This window comes from Tessaracoccus rhinocerotis, from assembly GCF_007197885.1.
GTDB classification, from domain to species: Bacteria; Actinomycetota; Actinomycetes; order Propionibacteriales; family Propionibacteriaceae; genus Arachnia; species Arachnia rhinocerotis.
This window is the reverse complement of the sequence record NZ_VKKG01000004.1, coordinates 92,709-112,808: the sequence shown is the minus strand read 5'-3', so window position 1 is coordinate 112,808 and position 20,100 is coordinate 92,709. Positions and strand designations below refer to the sequence as shown.

Below are 20,100 nucleotides of genomic sequence, written 5' to 3'. Positions count from 1 at the left end.
CGGGGTCGGCGTAGACCGGCTATCCAATGCGAAACGCTACCAGCGACCAGCAGTCACTCGCCCCTCGGCGCCACGGTGGTGGACCGCGCCATCAGCGTCGGTTCCATCAACTCGTGCCGGGAATCGGTCCGCCCCTCGATTCGCTCGACGAGCAGCCGTCCAACCGTCTCACCCATCTGACGACCGGACTGATCGACCGTCGTGAGACGAATCGGCCCCAAGGCCGACGTCCTGGAGTTGTCATACCCAGCCAGGGAGTAGGCCTCCGGGATGAAGCGCTCCTGCCGCCAGAGTTCGTTCATCATGGCCAGGGCGACTATGTCCGCCCCCGCATGGACGGCCGTCGGCTGAACGGGGAGCTCATCGACGAGCCGGGCCGCCGTGACCCCACCCTCAAAGCTCCAGGATGCATCCAACACCGCGGCCTGGTCCGTCAGACCGTGTCGCTCCATGGCGGCCCGGTACCCGGCGAGGCGGTGGTACTCCGGACGGGCCGGGTCCATGCGCCCGTCATGGTTCATGACGAAGGCGATACGTTCGTGACCGAGCTCAACGAGGTGGTCCACAACCAAAGAAGCACCCAGCTCATCGTCACCGGCCACACTGTCGAACAGGTCGCTGTCACTGTGGTGGCCGACGACGCAGAGCGGGATGTCACGCGCGGTCTCCTCCAGTTCCTCGGAACTCATGAGAGGGGACACAAGGACAAGCCCGTCCATCTGGTGGTCGATCAACGCATCCTTGACGTTCCTCTGTCCGGAGCGGGTGAACCCCGCGGGAGACAGCAGTAGCTCATAGGAGTGGGCCCGGATGACACTGGACACCCCATCGGCCAGCAAACTGAAGAATGGGTTGTCGATGTCCGAGACCAGGACCCCGATCGTGTACGTCCGGCCACGCATGCCCCGGGCCGGGCCATGGGGCCGGTACCCGAGTTCCTCCATGGAAGCACGCACCTTCTCCCGCATGGCCTCGCTCGCGCCGTACGCGTTGCGCAGTACTTTCGAAGCGGACGCCGTGGACACACCGGCGTGCTTGGCCACATCAACAATGGTCACGCGCCGCCGCCGACCCAGTGCTTCTGGACTCGAGCTCACGCCTGCTCCTTCCGTGTCTTCATGCGAAGACCTCCTTCTGCCATGTTGGATCATGTCGACGGCCCCCATGGGCACTGGCCGATGGAGAACGTTTTACACTATAGTCGGGTCAAGCTCGTTGCGCACCTGTGCGCGAACCCCACATCACTGGAGATCACGATGGTCATGTTCCACAAGCGTTCCCTCACATCCGCCGTTCTGGAGAATCCCGAGGCATGGCAAGTGCTCGCCAGCGCGGCCCCGGAGCTGGAGAACTCACCCACGCTGCAGCAATGGAGCGCCTTTCCCGTCGAGTGGGTGCTGGGACTCGCCCTCGGCGAGCACGACTCACGGATTCCCACCATCATGGACCGCCTGGCCAAGATCGAGGACACCACTCCAACCGAACCTGATGAGGCCGCCCCCGGATGTCGCCCTGACTACGAGGGCGACGATGTGGCCGCTGGTAGCGCCATCCTCCACCTTCCCTCGGGTGCAGAACTTCACCGCATGGCCGAGGTCGTTCTGGAGGGCCCGTCGCACGGCAATCCGTTCACGGACGTCGAACTGCACTCTGACTTCACGCAGGGCCACACCACCATCACGGTCGGCGGCTTCTACGACGGCGAGGGCCGATACGTCATCCGGTTCCTCGCCCCCACGACCGGGGACTGGACGTTCTCCACCCGGTCCAACGCGCGCTCGCTCGACGGTGTCGTCGGCTCGTTCTCGGTGGCCGCGTCGGAACGTCCCGGGCCGGTCCGGGTCAGCGACAAGTTCCACTTCGCCCATGCCAACGGACAGCCGTTCCGTCCCGTCGGCACCACTGCTTACGCCTGGACCCACCAAGGCGATGAGCTGGCCGACGAGACCCTCCGCTCGCTCGCCGCGGCACCGTTCAACAAGGTCCGCATGGGCATCTTCCCCAAGGACTTCATCTACAACAGCAACGAGCCACTGAACTTCGCATGGAGCCGGAGGGAGGAGGGCACCTTTGATTTCACGCGATTCGATCCGTCCTACTGGCAGGACCTGGAACGTCGGATCCAGCAGCTCGAGGGACTGGGCATCCAGGCCGACCTCATCCTCTTCCACCCCTATGATCGCTGGGGCTTCGCCACGCGGAGCGCGGCCATCGACGAGCGCTACCTGAGATACCTCACGCGCCGGCTCAGCGCCTTCCCCAACGTCTGGTGGTCCTTGGCCAACGAGTACGACCTTCTCCACTCGAAGACGGATGCCGACTGGGACCGCATCGCGGCGATCATCGCCGAGGAGGACCACGTCGGGCACCTCCTGTCCATCCACAACTGGACCTATCTGTGGGACTACTCGTCACCCTGGGCCACGCACTGCTCACTCCAGTACGGGGAACTCCTGGGAAAGAAGGTCGGCCAGTGGCGCCACCGCTGGGGCAAGCCGGTCGTCGTCGACGAGTTCGGCTACGAAGGCGACCTCGATCAGGGTTGGGGCAACCTCACGGCCGAAGCCGTGACGCAGCAGTTCTGGGAGACCACGCTCGCGGGTGGCTATGCCACTCATGGCGAGACCTTCTGGAACCCCGAGGAGATCATCTTCTGGGCCAAGGGGGGTTCCCTCCGCGGCGAAGCCCCCGCCCGGATCAGATTCCTGTCCGAGATCTGCGAAGCGTCCCCGACCGGCCGCATCGAGCCGCTGCCGGGCCCCTTCGACGCACTCGTCGGGGGCGTCGCCGACCAGTACGAAGTGCACTACTTCGGCCAACATCGCCCACTGTTCCGCGATCTCGTCATCCCGGAGGGCCGCTCAAGCCGGATCGACGTCATCGACACCTGGGCGATGAGCATCACTGCAGTGCCGGGTGAGCACACCGGCAAGGTCCGGGTGGACCTGCCCGCGCGCCCCTGGATGGCCATCCGGCTCACCACGATCGACTGAAACAGGTAGTCCCTCAGTAGTAGCTCATGCCACAGGCGAGGCGCCGGACGCAGCCACGAAAGCTCGCGTCCGGCCCTCGACATGGCTGCTGTTGGTGACCGTGAAAGTGTCGGCGAGTCGAAGGTCCCGGGACGAGGCCCCCACCATGACATCGAAGTCACCCGCTTCGACGAACCATTTCATGTGGTGGTCGAGGAAGGCCAACTGACTGGCCTCCAGTGTGAAGTGCACCCTCGCAGAGGCACCGGCAGCCAGTTCCACCCGCTGGAACCCAGCCAGCTCCAGGACTGGGCGCGACAGGGAGGCGAACACGTCCCGCACATAGAGCTGCACCACATCGCTTCCGTCCCGTTCCCCCGTGTTGGTCACGGTCAGGGAGACCTCCACGCGTCCGGAAGCAGGGATCGCGTCAGCCGACACCTCGAGGTCAGCATAGGAGAACTCGGTGTAGCTGAGTCCATGACCGAAGGGGAAGCGTGGCGTGTGCGGGGAGTCGACGTACTCAGGGAAGCCGATGCTCGCGCCCTGGTGCCACGCAGACCCGTTCGGATGGTTGTAGTAGATGGGGACCTGACCGGCGTTCTGGGCGACGCTCACCGGGAGACGGCCACTGGGGTTGATGTCGCCCAGCAGGAGGTCCACCAGGGCCTCCGCACCCGACTCGGCGGGGTTCCACGCCTCCACCAACGCATCCAGATACAGTTCCGCCGCATCGCTCGAGATAGGGCGCCCATCCAGATGAACCCCCACCATGGGCTTTCCCAGCGTCGCGAGCTTGCCGATCAGTTGTTCCTGACATGGCGGCAGGTTGATGTTTGTGGCGTCGATGCCCTCACCCATCGTCGCAATGGAGGAAGTGCCGTGCTTGCCTCCGAGAGTCAGGATCACCACGTCAGCGCGTCCTGCCACCTCCAGAGCCTCCGCGTGTCCCGACTCGTCGGCACCGGCGATCGGGTAGCCAAAGGCCCAGTCGACCGCGGCGGCCGGCATCCGCAGACGCAACTCATCGACGAGACTGTGAATCCCTGGGTGCTGCCAGTCAAGGATTCCTTCAAACTCGGGCCCCCCATCAGACTGGATTTGCGTGCCAGGCACCATGGAGTCGGAAACATCGGTATGGCCATCGCCCGTCGTCATCCCTGCCATGGAGGCCCGCGCCGCTAGAGCTCCTTCCACCATGGACACATGGCTGTAGCCGCCGAAGAAGAAGCGGGGGTTCACCGCATGACAGCCGATGACGGCCACCGTCGGCGTTGCTTGGTCCAGCGGCAGGACGCCCTCGTTCTTGAGGAGGACCAGCGATTCCCTTGCCGCACGGAGGCTGACCGCCCTGTCCGCGGGCGTGGAGAGACTCGGACTGGCTTCGCAGGCCAACGGTTGATCGAAAATCCCCATACGGAACTTGGATTCCAGAACCCGCGCCACCGCCTGGTCGAGGATCGCGGGATCCGCCGTGCCATCGGTGAACCACCCCAGGAGTGTCCTGTTGAAACCCTGCGGGAAATGGAGTTCGACATCGAGGCCAGCGGTCATCGCGGCCAGACCGGCATGTGCGAATGACTCGGCGACCCGCTGGACGGAGTGGAGGTTCCCGATTGCGCCGTAGTCGGAGACCACGAGGCCGTCGAAGCCCATCTCTCCGCGCAGCATCTCGGTCAGGAAGTGTCGGGACGCAGACACGGGCTCTCCCCCGATCGAGCCGTAACACGGCATGATTCCCCGTAGTCCGGCGAGGCTGATGGCGGCCTGGAAGGGCTTGCCATACACCTCGAGGAGGAGCCTGTCCGGAATGTTGCAATGGGCGCCGTGGATGCCACCTTCGCTGTGATGGAAGCCGAGGAAGTGCTTTGCGACTGCGTCGGAGCGCAGACCCTCATCCGTCTGCTCCTGGATGCCCTGGGTGAAGGCGACACCAAGGGCTGCGGCAAGAGTGGGGTCCTCGCCGTAGGTCTCCCCGTGTCGGCCCATGCGTGGGTCCCGTCCCACATCCAGCACCGGGGCGAAGGTCTGGGTGATGCCAACAGACCGCTCCTGCCGGGAGACAATACGTCCAACGTCCCGCTCGAGATCCGGATCCCACGAGGAGGCTCGGGCGATCCCGGATGGGAAGCTCGTGGCGCCGGGCAGATACGCGCCGGACAGACCCTCCATGTGGAAGGTGGCTGGGATGCCGTGACCGCTGGCCTTCATCACGACCTCCTGCAGGTGCCTCTGGAAGTCGACCACGTCAGCGAGCGAGGTCGCCCGCCTCACCTCCAGAGTGGACACATGACCGACGCCGTGGGGATGGCGGGACAGGAAATCGCTCGTGTCAGCGATATCAGTCGGCATGTAGCAGGACACCTGGGCCAACTTCTGCTCAGGCGTCAACTCCCGGAGGAGCAGGTCAGCACGGACCTTCGGCGGCAGGGCGGGGTCGCTGTGGTGTGGCATGGGGCGCTCCTCATCGATGGCCTGGACGCGGAGTTTCCCGCGTGCCGGACGATCGGGCGCCGGACTTCTGAACTCTAGAGAACGTTCTATGGCAGCCTACGGGGGATGGCAGGAACCGGCAAGGATCCCGTAGCCTGCGGCCAAGCCGCCCCCGCCACCCGTGCCGATCAGGCTTCGACGTGGAGATCGATGACATGCCCCGGGAGGCCGTCGGTCGACACACGAACCCTCAGCGTCCCCGGACCGGTGGGACGCACCACAGCCATTGCCCTGCCTTCGAAGGTCCGGCACTCTGCCGCCCCGAAGTCGGGGTCCTGCACCGGGTTGGCGCTACCGAGGGCTACAAGTTCACCGTCACCCTCCACTCTCACCCTGACCTGCCGGTCAGCAGCCGTGGACAGGATTCCGTGTCCATCGACCAACTCAATTTCCACGAACCCCAACGCACCGTCTGCCGCCTTGAGCTCCAGCCGGTCCGTCAGGAGCCGGAGCGAGGACACCGGACCTGCTGACTTCAAGGTCGTGCGCTCCTGCGCAACCCCATCCCTCCGTGCCACGGCGACGAGTTCGCCCGGCTCGTAGTCCACCTCGAATCGGGCGCGGTAACGGTGGGCGGACCCTGCCGGAGCCACTCCGAGGGAACGACCGTTGAGGAAGAGTTCCACCTCAGAGGCATCGCTGTAGACCTCCACCTCCATCGGCGTGCCAGCCTCGACGTCGAAGGTCCAGCTGCCGAGGGTGTCCGTCCAGGACCAGTTGAGGCCGATGGGCCTGGTCCCGGGCTGCGCGGGACGGGCGACGGCGATGTACGGCTCAGTACGCAACCCGAACACCATCTCCCGGAAGTAGGACGCCGGGCGGCGGTACCCAGTGATGTCGATGTCTCCACACCACGCCAGCAGCCAGGGGTGGTGCGGGCCGGGCGCCGTCTGGTCGTCCCGGACGTGGTCGACGCGGCCGATTCCCACCTCCCCGATGTAGTCCCAACCAGTCCAGGTGAAGTCGCCGATCACGTGGCGATGTGCCATGACCTGGTCCCAGATGAGGTCGATCCGCGGGGCCAGCGACTCGGTTCCCACGACGACGCGGTGCGGGAACCGCTCGAGGTCCCCGGCGTAGCGGTCATCGTCATAGTTGTGTCCCACGACGTCCACCACCGAGTGGATCTCCTCGGTCATGCCCGTGATGAGACCCGGCGCGGCCACCTCGTCAAGGAGGTCATGCAGTTCCGCCACCAGGTCGTTGACGTTGCCCTGCTCCCGGATGACGGCAGCCTTTTCCTGGAACTCAGTGAGCAGCTGAGTGATGATGCCGACATTGCCGCTCACACCATTGGTGACCAGTCGCGTGTCGTCCAGGCCGCGTACCTTCTCAGCCAGTTTCCTGGCCCAGAGCGCGCCATGGGATGACGCGGCCTCCAGGACCTCGTTACCGATCGAGTACATGATGACGCTCGGGTGGTTGTAGTCCTTATGGACCATGGCTTCGAGGTCACTCTCCCACCACGTGGGGAAGGTGATCGACTGGTCGAAATTGCTCTTTGAGTCCGTCCACATGTCGAAGGCCTCATCCATGACCAGCATGCCCAGCCGGTCGCAGGCATCCAACATCCGCTGGCTCAACGGGTTGTGGGCCGCTCGGATTGCGTTGAATCCTGCACCCTTGAGGAGCCGGATGCGGCGGTCCTCCGCCGCCCGGGGCGCTGCCGCGCCGAGCACACCATTGTCATGGTGCACGCAGGCGCCACGCAGCTTGACCACTTCTCCATTGATGCGCAGGCCGTGGATCGGATCGGCCTGAACCGTGCGTACCCCGAAGGTCGTCTCGACGGCATCGCACTCGTCATCAGCATCCAGGATGCGGACGCGGGCACGGTAGAGGTACGGGTTCTCGACACTCCAGCGTCGGGCACGGTGGACGGGGATGCGCTGGCGACTGACCACGGACTGCCCTGCCAGGACGGTGACCGGGGCTGCCCCCGTGCCCACGACATCAGCGTCGGCATCCAGCAGGTCGACGGCAACACGGACAGTCCGCGTGGTGGTGGATTCATTGAGGACGTCGGCCATGACCTCAATCATCGCTGTGGAGTCATCGACGATCTCGGGTCGGACACGGGGCCCCGTGGCGGCCAGATGCACCAGTCCGCTCTCGATGAGCACCACGTCGCGGTGGATCCCAAGACCGGAGTACCACCGCGAATCCTGGTGGGCTCTGGCCTCCACGCGGATGTGGTTGGTCCCGGCATGCAAGAACGCGTCGAGCGCGACGTGGAAGGTCGTGTAACCCCCGGGGCACTGTCCAGCGAAAGCGCCATTGACGAAAACCATCGCATCCCGGTACACCCCTTGGAACTCTAGCGTGTACCGGCGGATGTCAAAGTCCTCCGGCAGGTCGAGGGTGTTGCGGTACTCGACAGCGCCACCGGGGAAGTACGCCGTGCTGGGCCCACCCTGCATGTCCGGAACACGTGGAATGTCCAACATGGCGTCATGGGGCAGGCGGACCAACTCTTGATCTTCGGCTGGCTGGAAGAGCTTGGTGAAGATGCTGATCTTCGGCTGGACCTGCCAGCCTTCGTTGAATGAAATACGCGTCATGGTGAGTCCTTTGCCCGGACACTGCCGGCTGGTGAGTCGTCAGTTGGCCGTGTAGGCGACGCTGTGGAAGGAGCCCGTGCCGCGGAGCGGCCCAAGGCAGAGCATCCGTCCGGTGAATCCTGCCGCCACTTCGGTGGACAGGTAGCGGCCGTCCAGGCGGGCAAGTTCTGTCGTTTGGCCGCCGGTGGTGACTGCCAGAGTGATGTCGTCGGGACCAGCATGGCCGAACGGAACGGAGGGGATGGCCGGATCAACCGCCCGGATGTGGAGCATCATGTCATCCGGGTCCGCGGCCATCGACCCGACGACTGACCGGACGTCGCCGATGCGCGCCACGGCCTGCACTTCACCGTCGTGCACCTCGAGCCCGTACCAGTGACGGGGATCCAACCGCAGGCTGAATGTGCCGCTCCCCACCGGCGCCGCCTCGGCGGCCCACCTGAGGTCACGCACCCGAAAACACAGTGAGCCCGTTCCCCGGATCCGGAGTCCTTCGGGACGCACCGTGGCAAACCGCGAAGGATCATCGCCCGGAGACACCCAGCGGTGATCGAGTGCATCAGTTGAGAAGTCATCCACGAAGCTCGAGGTCAAAGCAGGCAGGGTGAAGCGGTCTGGCACGAACACCGGCCAGTCGTCCACCCAATCGATGCCGGCCAAGAAGGTCTCCCGGCCCAAGACGTGGAACCCCGGGGTGGGTCCTTGGGTGCGGACGCCGAGGTAAACGGCCGCCCAGCCTCCGTCTGGCGTCTGCACGAGATCCGCGTGTCCGGTGTTCATGACGGGTTCGAAAGTGCTTCGGCGGGTGAAGATGGGGTTGTTCGGGGAGCCCTCGTACGGTCCCTCCGGGTGGCGCGAGCGTGCCACGGTCACGCAATGACCCCGTTCTGTCCCGCCCTCCGCGAAGAGCAGGTACCACCACTGCCCGATGCGGTACAGGTGTGGTCCCTCAGCGGCTGGCAGACCACTGCCCTGCCACACATCCACGGGGGTTGCGAGTAGTTCTCCGGTGGTCACGTCGATCGGAGCCTGACGCACTGCTTGACCACCGACGTGGAAGTCGAGGACGTGCCACGTGAGCAGGCATCGGTCCTCGTCATCCCAACACAGGTCAGGATCAATTCCGATGGCCCCGGGTACATGGATGGGATCGCTCCACGGCCCCTCCGGGTGTTCAGCTGTGACGATGAATTGGCCGGCGTCATGATCGCTGACGTTGCTGGTGATGTAGTAGAAGCGGCCATGGTGGTGGCGCAGCGTGCCGGCATAGATGCCTGCTGAGGGTTGCACGCCTGTGGGGTCGAATTGGGCGGGACGGGTGAGGATGTTGCCAACCTGCGTCCACTCCAGAAGGTTGGTGCTGTGGAAGATGGGCACTGCGGGGAAGTACTCGAAACTGGACGCGGCCAGGTAGTAGTCAGCACCCACCCGAACGATGGTCGGATCCGGCTGGAAGCCGGCGATCACCGGTGTGCTGGCAGCGCTCAGCGTGGTCATGAGATCTCCTCGTAGTGGACTTTCGTCAGGAAGCTGCGCTCACGGGCAGTGAGGACCGCACGCTCGCCAACGAGGTCGAGCGACGCGCACAGGTCGTGCCTGTCCGCGTCGAACCCGACCATCACGTCGACCCGACACGGTTCGACGGCGAACTCGCGCGCCATGTTGGTGTAGCCGAGCTGGGAGGAGTCAAGCGAGAAGGTCACACGCTGCGACTCCGTCACCGCCAACTCCACTCGGGCGATGCCGGCCAACTGCTGGGCAGGCCGGGTGACGCCCGACGTGTTGGCGCGCAGGTAGAGCTGCACCGTGGTGGCTCCGTCCCGGTCGCCCATGTTGCTCACGTTGACGGAGACCTGGAAGGACCCGGTGGTGTCGGCCTGTTCACTCACTTCCAGCTCGGAAAGGGCGAACTCGGTGTAGCTGAGACCGTGGCCGAAGGCGTGGAGCGGTTCCGCGCTGGAATCCAGGTAGAGGTCTGGTACGCCGGGAGGGAGGCCGATCCGACGCCCCGTCCCCGCCTTCTGGTGGTGGTAGACCGGAACCTGCCCGGGGTGGAGCGGGATGGAGTAGGGCAGCTTCCCGCTCGGGTTCACCCGGCCAAACAGGACATCTGCCACGGCCTGCGGTCCGAAGGGGCCTCCGTAAGGCAGCACGACCGTGGCAGCAGCTTCCCGGACAGCTGGAGGCAGTGTGTACGCACGCCCCTGCACCAGCACTACCACCATGGGCTTGCCCAATGCCGCGATTGCCTCGGCTAGCCTGACCTGCGCCGCGGGCAGGGCAATGTCGGCCGAATCCGAGGCCTCACCCTCGGTGCGTTCACCCGTGAACCACAGACTGGCGCCGCCCAGGGCGAGCACCACGACCTCAGCATCCTCAGCGGCGGCCACCGCACGCTCCAGTCCACCGTCGAGCTCGTCGCGCAGCGTGGTGGCGGGTTCCACGACAAGGTCGGCTGCATCCCCTCGGAGCACTTCGGCAAGCGACGTGGCGCCGTACCGTTCGCGGACGAGTTCGGAGGTCGCCTGGTCCGGCAGGATCTTGGCATTCCAGGCCGCCATTCCCGGGTCGACCCCGACGGCACCGCCGAAGCCGCCGCGAGACATGAACAACGTCATCTCCCGGAACGCGGGGAAGGTGTAGGTGGGGAATTGGAGGTCGACGGCATCCGCATGCGGACCAACTAGGGCCACCGACTGCGCACCCGGCCGCAGGGGCAGGATGCCGTCGTTGCCGAGGAGGATGACGGAACGGCGGGCCAGTTCCTCGGAAAGTTCGCGTCCTTCCTCCGCTATTGATCGCACATCGATGGACTCGCTCGGGTAGGGGTTTTCGAAGAGTCCCAGTTCGAACTTCGCAGTGAGGATCCGTCGGACCGAAGTCCGCAAGAGTTCCAGAGGCACCTCGCCACGGTCAACCCCTTCTGCCAGGACGTCTCCGTACCCGAACGGGAGCGGGTTCTCGGTGTCCAGACCAGCGACTAGGGCAAGACGCCCCGCCTCGGCTGCGTCCGCGGCCACGCGCTGCCGGTCCACGAAGTGGTCCAATGTCGTGTAGTCAGACGTCACAAACCCCTCGAACTGCAGGGTATCGCGCAGGAGAGTGGTCAGCACCTCCCGCGAGGCGCCCACAGGGACGCCGTCGATGTCGGAGTAGGAGTTCATGACCGACGCCATCCCAGCCTCATGGATGGCGGCCTCGAACGGGAAGCAGAAGAGGTCTCGCAGGGTCCGCCAACCGATCTCTGTCGCCCCGAGGTTGATGCCACCCTCGGGTTTGCCGTACCCCACGAAGTGCTTGCCGGTGGCGATGACACCGTCGGCCAGATCGGGCCCCTGCAGGCCTGACGCGTAGGCCACGCTGAACGCTGCGGCCAGGTAGGGGTCCTCTCCGTAGGATTCGTGCACACGACCCCATCTCGGGTCGAGCGCGACGTCCATGTTGGGAGAGAGCGCCTGCCTGATCCCGAGGCGTCGCATCTGGCGCCTGATGAGGTCGGCCATCTCCTGAACGAGGTCCGGGCTCCATGTGCTGGCCAGACCGATTCCCGTGGGGAAGACCATGTGACCCCCGGACATGAACCCATTCAGCGCCTCGGAATGGATCAGCACGGGGATCCCCAGGCGTGTCCGCTCGGTGCTGGCCCTCTGGATCCTCGTCACGAGGTCCGCCGTGGCCAGCGGATCATCGGTGACCAGATTGGAGATGTGGCCCGGATTCCGGGCCAACCAGTGGTCGACGTCCTCGGGATCTCCCCCCGTGGGTGCTGCTAGATACCACGGAGCGACGGCGGTGAGCTGGTATGCCTGCTCCAGGACCGTCATCTCCTGCAACAGCAGTTCCACCCGATCTTCCGTGGGCAGTGAGGCGTCGAGGTGCGCGTGCTCAGTCATCTGTACTCCTGGAATGAGGTTCCGCGAATGGCCGCGCCCGGAAGATCCGGCGACGGGTGGTAGCTCAACGGAAGCTCCGATCCGGCCCCAGGACCAGTTCCTGGATGTCGCGGTACGAGCTGTCCTCCGGCCCGAAACGCCTGTGGGACAGCAACGAGAACACATCCACGACATCAGCGGCCGGCAAGTCGAGGAAGGGTGCCATCATGCTGCTGGCATGGATGTCGTCACGGATGGGAACACCCACGTCAATGGCAGCACTGACCACTTCCCGCCACGTCGCTTCATCGTCGATGAGTGCGCGTATCCCGGATGTGCTGAAGTCGGTCGAACCGGACGGCAGTGTGGTGTCAACGACGGACCATGAGTGCCGACCGTGGTGCACCACCATCGGCTCCCGATGGCCCGGCAACCACACATCGGCGGTGACACCGGCAGGCAGGGTCACCTCCAACAGGAACTGCCCGCCGGAACGCTCCCACCGAGAGGAAACGAGGCCGTATGAGCTCTCATGCCGCGCCTCGGCCCACGCAAGGGTGATCGGGGGTTGCGGCTTGATCGTGACACGACGCCAGCCCGGTTCAGATGGTGCCAGTCCCGCCACGGACCGGTGGAGCCAGTCGGCAATCGCACCGAGTGCGTAGTGATTGAACGATGTCATCTCGCCCGGGTTGATCGAGCCGTCGGGCAACATGCTGTCCCAGCGTTCCCAGACGGTGGTCGCACCCATCGTGACCGGATAGAGCCAAGAAGGGCACTGGGTCTGGAGCACCAGGCGGTGCGCCACCGCGAGGTGGCCGGTGGCCGCCAGTGCGTCGCAGACGAGGGGCGTCCCAACGAAGCCGGTGGCGATCCGGAACCCGCTGGTTCGTACGAGGTCCGCGAGTCTACGGCCGGCCATCGATCGCTGTTCAGGGGTGGGCAACAGGTCCCACACGATGGCCACCGCGTACGCCGTCTGGGCCTCGGACATCAGTCGACCGGAGGGAGTGACGTAGGCGGCCACGAAGGCGGCCTGGACTTCGTCGGCGAGAGTCCCGTACTGGCTGGCCACGTCAGACTGGCCGAGGACCTCGCCGGTTCGGGCGACGATGCGAGCGGAACGGACGAGATGGGCAGTGGCCACCAATTCGCTGGCTGCCTTGGCCTCGCCGGGACTCTCCGGAGGCGCTGTCGGGTCCAGCCAGTCCCCGAACTGGAAACCACTGTCCCACAGACGGCTGGGCCCGGCCAGGTGGGTGACGTGGTCGACCCATGCACGCATGCTGGGGAGCTGCCGTCGCAGAATCTCAACGTCGCCAGTGGCCTGATAGATCTGCCAGGGCACCAGCACTGCCGCGTCACCCCAAGCCGCCGCGGCCGGGTCATTACTGCCGCCTCGTTCGAGGTCGGGGACCACATGAGGGACACGGCCGTCTTCGTACTGGTCGACGGCCAAGTCGGACAACCATGTCGTCAGAAGTCCGGCGGTGCCGTACAAGTACAGGGCTGTGGGTCCGAAGACCTGGATGTCACCGGTCCATCCCAGGCGTTCGTCACGCTGAGGGCAGTCCGTGGGAATGTCAACGAAATTGGTCAGAGTGCTCCACACCACGTTTTCATGCAGCCGGTTGATGAGGTCGTGCGAGCTGGAGAACCAGCCGGTCCGTTCCAGATCAGTACCCACCAGCACCATGTCGATGTCTTCAGCGCGCAGTAGTGGCACACCGGTGACCTCCGCATAACGGAACCCATGGATCGTCAGGGAAGGCTCGAGGACCACCTCGTCCGGCCCTGCCATCACCCATGTGTCAGTCGCACGGGCTGCACGAAGCGGGCGCGTACCCAGTTCGTCATCCTCGAGCACTTCGGCATGCCGCACCCTCACCTCCTGGCCAGCCGCGAGGCCGCGCACCCGCAGCCGAACCCAACCGACGGCATTCTGGCCGAAGTCCACCAGAGTCCTGCCGGACGGGGACGCCCAGATGGCCTCCGCCGCCCGCGTCCCCAGCGGGCGGATCGGCGGCGCCTCGGGGGCCACGAGACGGGCCACACCTACGTCGACCACCTCGACCGGTGACGTCGGCAGGTCGGCATCCAGCCGGCGCAGGTCCGTGGTCTGACCGTTGTAGAGGTCATCCTCGATGACTTCACTCTCGCGGGCGCACCAGGTCTCGTCAGTACCCACCACCACGACAGTGCCGTCGACGAGGGTCACTTCCAACTGGGCCAACATCGCCAACCGGTCCCCGTAGAGGGCCCGCTTGCCCAGGTACCCGAGCCATCCGCGGTACCACCCATTACCGATCAGCGCGGAGAGCTCGTTCTCGCCTTGCTGGAGCAGGTGCGTGACGTCATAGGCGTGATAGCGAAGCCGGTGGTCGTATGAGGTCCATCCAGGAGCCAGCACGGTGTCGTCCACGCGTCTCCCGTTGAGACTCGCTTCGTAGATGCCGTGCGCCGTGGCGTACAGGCGGGCTGAGGCCACCTGGCGCGGAATGGTGAAGCGGCGGGACAGCACGGGGGCCGGCGCATCCATGGCGCCGATGTGCAGGGGGCTGATGAACGCTGCCGTCCAGTCCGACGGGGAAAGCAGTCCAGCTTCCGCCGTCGCGACCGGACCCCACGGCCCCCAGGACTCCCCAGCTGCGACACGAACCCGGACCGATACGGCCTCGCGTGATGCCAGCGTCTCCCCGGGCCAGGGGACGAGCACCTGATCGGGGGACGACACCCTGTGCGTGCTGACCTGCCCACCCCGGGTGGTCTCCACCTCATAGGCGGTCTGCACGAAGTCCGGCGAAGCATCGGTCACGGTCCAGGACAGCCGTGGAGCCGGGGAACCGAGGCCCAGTACCCGGTCGGCACGGGTCCGGTGCTCGAACTGAGGAGCGCTGGGAACTGCTGTCAATGACATGGGGAGACTCTCCGTTGTGTGATAGGGCTGACGCGCTAGGTCGATTGGCTGTCGCTCTGTTCGAGCATGAGGAGGCGCTCCTCCCGCCGTCGACGCTGGATCGTTGGGTCTGCCACGGGGGCTGCCATCTGGAGGCGTCGTGTGTAGGGGTGTCGCGGTGCGGTGGCAATCTGGCGTGCCGGCCCGAGTTCGACCAGCGCCCCCTCGTGGAGGACGGCGATCCGATCGCTCACCCTGTTGACCACGCCGAGGTCATGGCTGATGAAGAGGTAGGCGACACCGGTCGCTTCCTGGAGGTCCTTGAAGAGATTGAGCACCGTGGCCTGGGTCGTGACGTCGAGTGCACTGGTGGGTTCGTCGCACACGATCACGGCCGGCTCCAGCGCGAGGGCGCGGGCGATGGCGATGCGCTGCCGCTGTCCGCCAGAGAACTCGCGCGGGTACCGGGTGCCGGCGTTGGCGGGCAGGCCTACTGCATCGAGTAGCTCCTGCACCCTGTTCCGTCCGCCCTCGATCCCGGCTGCACGCAGCGGTTCGACGAGAATGGCCTCCACCGTCATGGCTGGGTTGAGTGACGAGTACGGGTCTTGGAACACCACCTGGATGTCCTTGGCCTGACGTCGACGGTCAGCCCTGGAGAGCGTATTGATGGGACTGCCACGAAACGAGATGGTGCCCGCGGTGACGGGAGCCAATCCGAGGATCGCCCGCCCGATGGTGGTCTTGCCCGAACCCGACTCCCCAACGATGCTGAGCGTCTCACCCGCTGCGAGATCGAACGAGACGCCCCTGATGACCTCCTTGTATGCACCTCGGCGGCCAGTAAAACGGACCACCAGATCAGTGACCTGGAGAAGCGGCTCACTCATCGTTGTCCTCCATCAGTTCGACGCTGCGCGATGAGGCCAGCAGCTGTTGGGTGTACTCCTCGCGGGGGTTGGAGAAGAGCTCCTCGACATCGGCGCTCTCCACGATCAGGCCGTCCTTCATGACACTGACGGTGTCGCAGAGGTCCGCAACGACCCCCAGGTTGTGCGTCACCAAGATCATGGCCATCCCCCGCTCGAGACTGAGATTGCGCAGGATCTCCAGCACCTCCGCTTGCACCGTCACGTCCAGCGCCGTCGTCGGCTCGTCGGCGACGATGATGTCCGGCTGCGAGGCGATGGCACCGCAGATCAGGACGCGCTGGGCCATCCCACCCGATATTTCGTGGGGGTACAGGCCCATCACCCTGTCGGGGTCCGTGATGCCCACGCTGACGAGCAGTTCCTCGAGCCGCTTCCGGGCGTCGGCCTTGGACATCGGCCGCGCTGCCCGCAGTCCCTTGACCAGTTGCCTACCAATGGTGAAGGAGGGATCCAGGTTCGTCATCGGCTCCTGTGGCACATATCCGATCCGAGTTCCGCGGGCCTCCGCAAGCTTGGTGTCGTCGGCCAGGAGGTCCTCGCCGTCGAGCATCACGTGTCCGCTGACGACGAGCGCTTCCTTCGGGAGGATTCCGAGGGTTGAGAAGGCAATCTGCGACTTGCCCGAGCCGGACTCGCCTACGAGCCCATGAATCTCGCCACGCCGGACATCCAGGTCGACTCCGTGGACCACTTGGTTGACCGAGTTGTCAGGAGCTGGATAGCCGATCCGCAGGTCCCGGATGGAGAGGATGACGTCGTCTGAGCTGCCGAGCGGTGTCGGTTCCGTCGTCGGTCCGGGGAGGGCTTCCCGGGCAGCCGCCAGCGCCCGTCGCCTGGCTCGTGGCGGGAGCACCTTGCTGCGGGCCGATGCCTGCAGCACATCACTCAGCGCGTTACCGAAGAGGATGAGGGCGAGGATGGTGATGCTCACGACCAGAGCGGGCCACAGCACGAGGATCGGGTTGTTGTAGATCGAGTTGAACGACTGTTGGAGCATGATGCCCCATGAAGAACTCGTGGGATCGCCTAGCCCCAAGAAGGACACCCCGGCCTCAATCCCGATACCGGAGGCCATGACGAAGGAGCTCTGGATGATGACGGGCGCACGGACTGCCCACAAGACGTGCCGCCCGACGATCCTCCAGTCCGAGAGGCCGACCACGCGCGCGGCGTCGACGTACAACTCGTTTCGCACCCCCAGCACGATGGACCGTACGAGTCGGTAGTACGAGGGCGCCAACAGGACGCCGTAGACGGCCATGGCCGCCAAGACATCCGGTCCGGTCAGGGCGTAGAGCGCGATGAGGAGCACGATGCCGGGCATCGAGAGGACGACGTCGGTGATGAAGCCTGCGATGCTCTCGAAGCGACCCCGGTAGAAGCCTGCGATGAGGCCGGTGGAGACCCCCAAAGCCACTGAGACCACGGTGACGACGGCGACGGCCATCGCCGACTCGCGGGCGCCCCAGATGAGGCGATTGAGGACATCGCGGCCCGCACTGTCCACACCGAGCGGGTGCCCCGGGGTGCCGGGTCCGGCATTGGTCTCCGCCAGGAAGGTGGTGTTGGGATCGCTGGTGGCCAACCAAGGAGCCAGGGCACCGACCAGAAGAACACCGAGCAGCCAGACCAGACAAATCACGGCCTGCGGGTTGGCGACCAGTCGGCGAAGGACCGACTTGTTGCTCCGACGGGCATCACCGGTCAGTGGGATGGTGGTGGCCACGTCGGTCATCGGGTCCTCGCCTTCGGGTTGAGAAGATTGATGGCCAGGTCAGTGGTGAAGTTGACGACCAGCACGATGAGCACCATCACCAGGACAGTCCCCATGACCATGGGGACATCGGAGATCTGTGCAGACATGTTGGCCAGCTGCCCCATTCCCGGCAGGACGAACACCTGCTCGATGAAGACAGCACCGCCCAGCAGTCCGAACACCGTCAGGCTGATGACAGTGAGCCCGGGTGCCGCGGCGTTCCGCAGGACGTGGCCGAAGATGATGTTGGATTCACGGACCCCACGCGCCCTCAACGTCCGGACGTAGTCCCGCCCGATCGTGTCGAGCACTGCTGTTCGGAACTGCTGCGCGGCGCTCGCCACGGCACCGATCAGGAGGGCGACCATGGGCAACGCCACGGAGGCGAGCCACGCGGTGGGGCTGTCAGAGAGCTTGGTGTATCCCGTCGCCGGGAAGAACCGCCATCTGATGGCGAAAGTGAACACCAGGGCGATGGCGACGATGAAGGATGGCACTGCCGTACCGCCGACCGAGATCACCTGCACGACACGGTCCACCACACCGCCCCTGACGGCTGCGGTCACTCCCAGCAAGACGCTGATGACCGCCGTGAGGACGAGAGTCGGAATGACGACTGAGAGAGTCACGGGGACCCGGGTGGAGAGCGCTTCTGACACGGATTGTCCCGTGTAGAAGGACCTTCCCAGGTCTCCCGTGAATGCCCCGCCGAGCCAGTCACCAAACTGCGTGAGCAAGGGGCGGTCCAGCCCCAGGGCAACCACCTTGGCCTCAACCGCCTCGGGTGTCGCCGTGAGGCCAAGCACCGAGTAGGCGATTCCGTAGCCGTCGCCGTACATCAGGGCGAAGACGATGAAGGTGACAACGAACAGCACGAGCACTGAACGTCCAAGGTTGAATAGCAGGTGACGGGTCATTTCTCAGCTCCGGTGACTACTTGAAATCGCGGAGCGCCGGGTGGAGCCCTTCGACAAAGGAGTCCGTCGGGATCTGGACGTCATCGGTAAACGCCCAGAATCCTCCGGCGTACACCAGTGGAGCGAACCATGCCTCGTCAACGATGTACTGGTTAATCTCCTGCTGAAGCTTCTCGCTGGTGGCCTCGTCAGCCGACGCCATCTGCTCGAACCGCGAATCGACGTACTCGTTGGGCTGGTGCTGAAGGTTCCACCAGCCATCGGGAGTGGCCTCGATGTAAATCTGCATGGCGGAGTCACCGATGTTACCCAGCTCCCAGAATACGACCGGGTAGGTGCCACTCAGAAGGTCACCAATGGCATTGGCGCCGGAGAGAGGGACCTGCTCGACGGTGATGTTGATCTCAGCGAGCTGCTGCGTGATGTACGGCAGCACCGTCTCGTGGTTCTGACCCGTCATGGTCGGGAGTTCAATGGAAAATCCGTCGGCGTAGCCCGCCTCTGCCATGAGCTCCCTGGCCTTCTCGACATCGAACGGATAGGGATCCTCGAGGCCTTCGATGTGGGCCCGCGACCCGGGACGGAAGACCTGGGCAGTGGGCTCGGCGTGACCGAGGTACAGCGCCTGAGCGACAGTCTCCTTGTCGAAGACCATGTTGATGGCCTGTCGGACGCGGACATCGCCCAGTGCCGGGATCTTCTCACCCGTGCGATCGCTCAGGATGAGGCGAGGCACCTGGGCTCGGTACTGCTTCGTGTTGAGTCCGGAAGCTTCGACCTCAGCCACGCTAGGCGCGGTGACGCGGGCACCGTCGAGCTGGCCGGTCTTGAGCGCCGACACGGTAGCGGTCTCACTCTCGATAACGCTGACGAGCAGTTCCTCGTACGGGTAGTGGTCCGCATTCCAGTGGTTCTCATTCTTGGCGAACGCGTACACGGACCCACGCGTGGTCTTGGCGGCGTCCAGGACGTAAGGTCCCGAGCCGATGGGCTCGTCATTGGTGTTGCCCGACTCAATCAGCGCGGGCGTGGTGATCTTGGGCGCGCAGACCTTGTCCTCGAGGGTGACCTGCGGCTCGTCCCAGGTGAGAGAGACGGTGTAGGCGTCGGGGGTCTCGATCACCAGTGAGGCGTAGTCGGCAGCGCGGCTGCTCGTCTCCTTGATGTAGGTGAAGCTGGCCTCCACGGCTGCCGAGTCCACCGGCGTCCCGTCAGAGAACTCCATGCCTTCCCGGATGTGAGCCGTGACACCAGAGCGGTCCTCGTTGATCTCCCAGGACTCGGCGATGTCCGGCTCCAGCTCGTTGAAGGCATCACACTTGAAGAGTGTGTCCCACACTGCTTCAGCGGGCCAGCCCATGTAGCCGGGCTGATTGCCGATGTCCCAGCCCTGGATGTCCTGGTTCATGGCGAGCCGAAGCACGCCCTTGCTTCCACCCGTGTCGGCGGTTGCCCCAGCACCCGGATCTCCGGTGGCGTCGGGCGAAGGCGCGTTGCCAGCTTCCGTGCCCCCCGAACATGCCACGAGTGCTGCAGCCATGGTCGCAACGGCTCCTGCTGTAAGCCAGCGACGAAATGATGTGCGAGTCATCTCTACTCCCTTGTGAGTAACCACTCCATGACTCAGGTCCATTCCGAAGCCATGAACAACGTTCTCTATGGAACGTTCTCCATCACAGTACGGGGGACCTTACACCACGT

General features: G+C 65.0%; 11 protein-coding genes. 1 reads left to right on the top strand and 10 read right to left on the bottom strand.

Annotation, left to right across the window (positions count from 1 at the left end; all coding sequences use genetic code 11):
* Positions 1–53 precede the first annotated feature (53 nt).
* Positions 54–1,097 (bottom strand): LacI family DNA-binding transcriptional regulator, encoded by a 1,044-nt coding sequence (locus FOJ82_RS10515; RefSeq protein ID WP_221933123.1) that lies wholly within the window; start codon positions 1,095–1,097, stop codon positions 54–56.
* Between the two features lie 222 nt (positions 1,098–1,319).
* Between FOJ82_RS10515 and FOJ82_RS10510 the strand changes: the two genes are divergently transcribed.
* On the top strand, positions 1,320–2,993 hold the full coding sequence (locus FOJ82_RS10510; protein WP_221933122.1) for a DUF5605 domain-containing protein: 1,674 nt from the start codon (positions 1,320–1,322) through the stop codon (positions 2,991–2,993).
* A gap of 24 nt (positions 2,994–3,017) precedes the next feature.
* On the opposite strand, the gene FOJ82_RS10505 is transcribed toward FOJ82_RS10510, so the two are convergent.
* The 9 genes from FOJ82_RS10505 to FOJ82_RS10465 form a co-directional block, all read right to left on the bottom strand.
* A complete protein-coding gene (locus FOJ82_RS10505) occupies positions 3,018–5,426 on the bottom strand; it encodes a glycoside hydrolase family 3 N-terminal domain-containing protein (RefSeq protein WP_143938446.1) in 2,409 nt (802 codons plus the stop codon).
* Positions 5,427–5,593: 167 nt separating this feature from the next.
* Positions 5,594–8,026, bottom strand: coding sequence for a glycoside hydrolase family 2 TIM barrel-domain containing protein (locus FOJ82_RS10500; RefSeq protein ID WP_143938445.1), 2,433 nt, complete (start codon positions 8,024–8,026; stop codon positions 5,594–5,596).
* 39 nt (positions 8,027–8,065) lie between these two features.
* On the bottom strand, positions 8,066–9,523 hold the full coding sequence (locus tag FOJ82_RS10495; protein WP_143938444.1) for a glycoside hydrolase family 43 protein: 1,458 nt from the start codon (positions 9,521–9,523) through the stop codon (positions 8,066–8,068).
* Positions 9,520–11,919 carry a beta-glucosidase family protein gene (locus FOJ82_RS10490; RefSeq protein WP_143938443.1) on the bottom strand — a complete coding sequence of 800 codons (2,400 nt, stop codon included), beginning with the start codon at positions 11,917–11,919 and terminating at the stop codon, positions 9,520–9,522. Before FOJ82_RS10490 ends, FOJ82_RS10495 begins: the two co-directional genes overlap by 4 nt.
* 64 nt (positions 11,920–11,983) lie before the next feature.
* The gene (locus FOJ82_RS10485; protein ID WP_143938442.1) at positions 11,984–14,815 is read right to left on the bottom strand and encodes a family 78 glycoside hydrolase catalytic domain; all 2,832 of its coding nucleotides are present in this window, start codon (positions 14,813–14,815) and stop codon (positions 11,984–11,986) included.
* Positions 14,816–14,850: 35 nt separating this feature from the next.
* Positions 14,851–15,684 (bottom strand): ATP-binding cassette domain-containing protein, encoded by an 834-nt coding sequence (locus FOJ82_RS10480; protein WP_143938441.1) that lies wholly within the window; start codon positions 15,682–15,684, stop codon positions 14,851–14,853.
* Positions 15,677–17,461: a dipeptide/oligopeptide/nickel ABC transporter permease/ATP-binding protein gene (locus FOJ82_RS10475; protein ID WP_143938440.1), complete on the bottom strand. Its 1,785-nt coding sequence runs from the start codon at positions 17,459–17,461 to the stop codon at positions 15,677–15,679. The genes FOJ82_RS10480 and FOJ82_RS10475 overlap by 8 nt, the downstream gene beginning before the upstream one ends.
* The gene (locus tag FOJ82_RS10470; RefSeq protein WP_143938439.1) at positions 17,458–18,399 is read right to left on the bottom strand and encodes an ABC transporter permease; all 942 of its coding nucleotides are present in this window, start codon (positions 18,397–18,399) and stop codon (positions 17,458–17,460) included. Before FOJ82_RS10470 ends, FOJ82_RS10475 begins: the two co-directional genes overlap by 4 nt.
* A 16-nt stretch (positions 18,400–18,415) precedes the next feature.
* Positions 18,416–19,939 carry an ABC transporter substrate-binding protein gene (locus tag FOJ82_RS10465; RefSeq protein ID WP_221933121.1) on the bottom strand — a complete coding sequence of 508 codons (1,524 nt, stop codon included), beginning with the start codon at positions 19,937–19,939 and terminating at the stop codon, positions 18,416–18,418.
* Between the last annotated feature and the right edge of the window lie 161 nt (positions 19,940–20,100).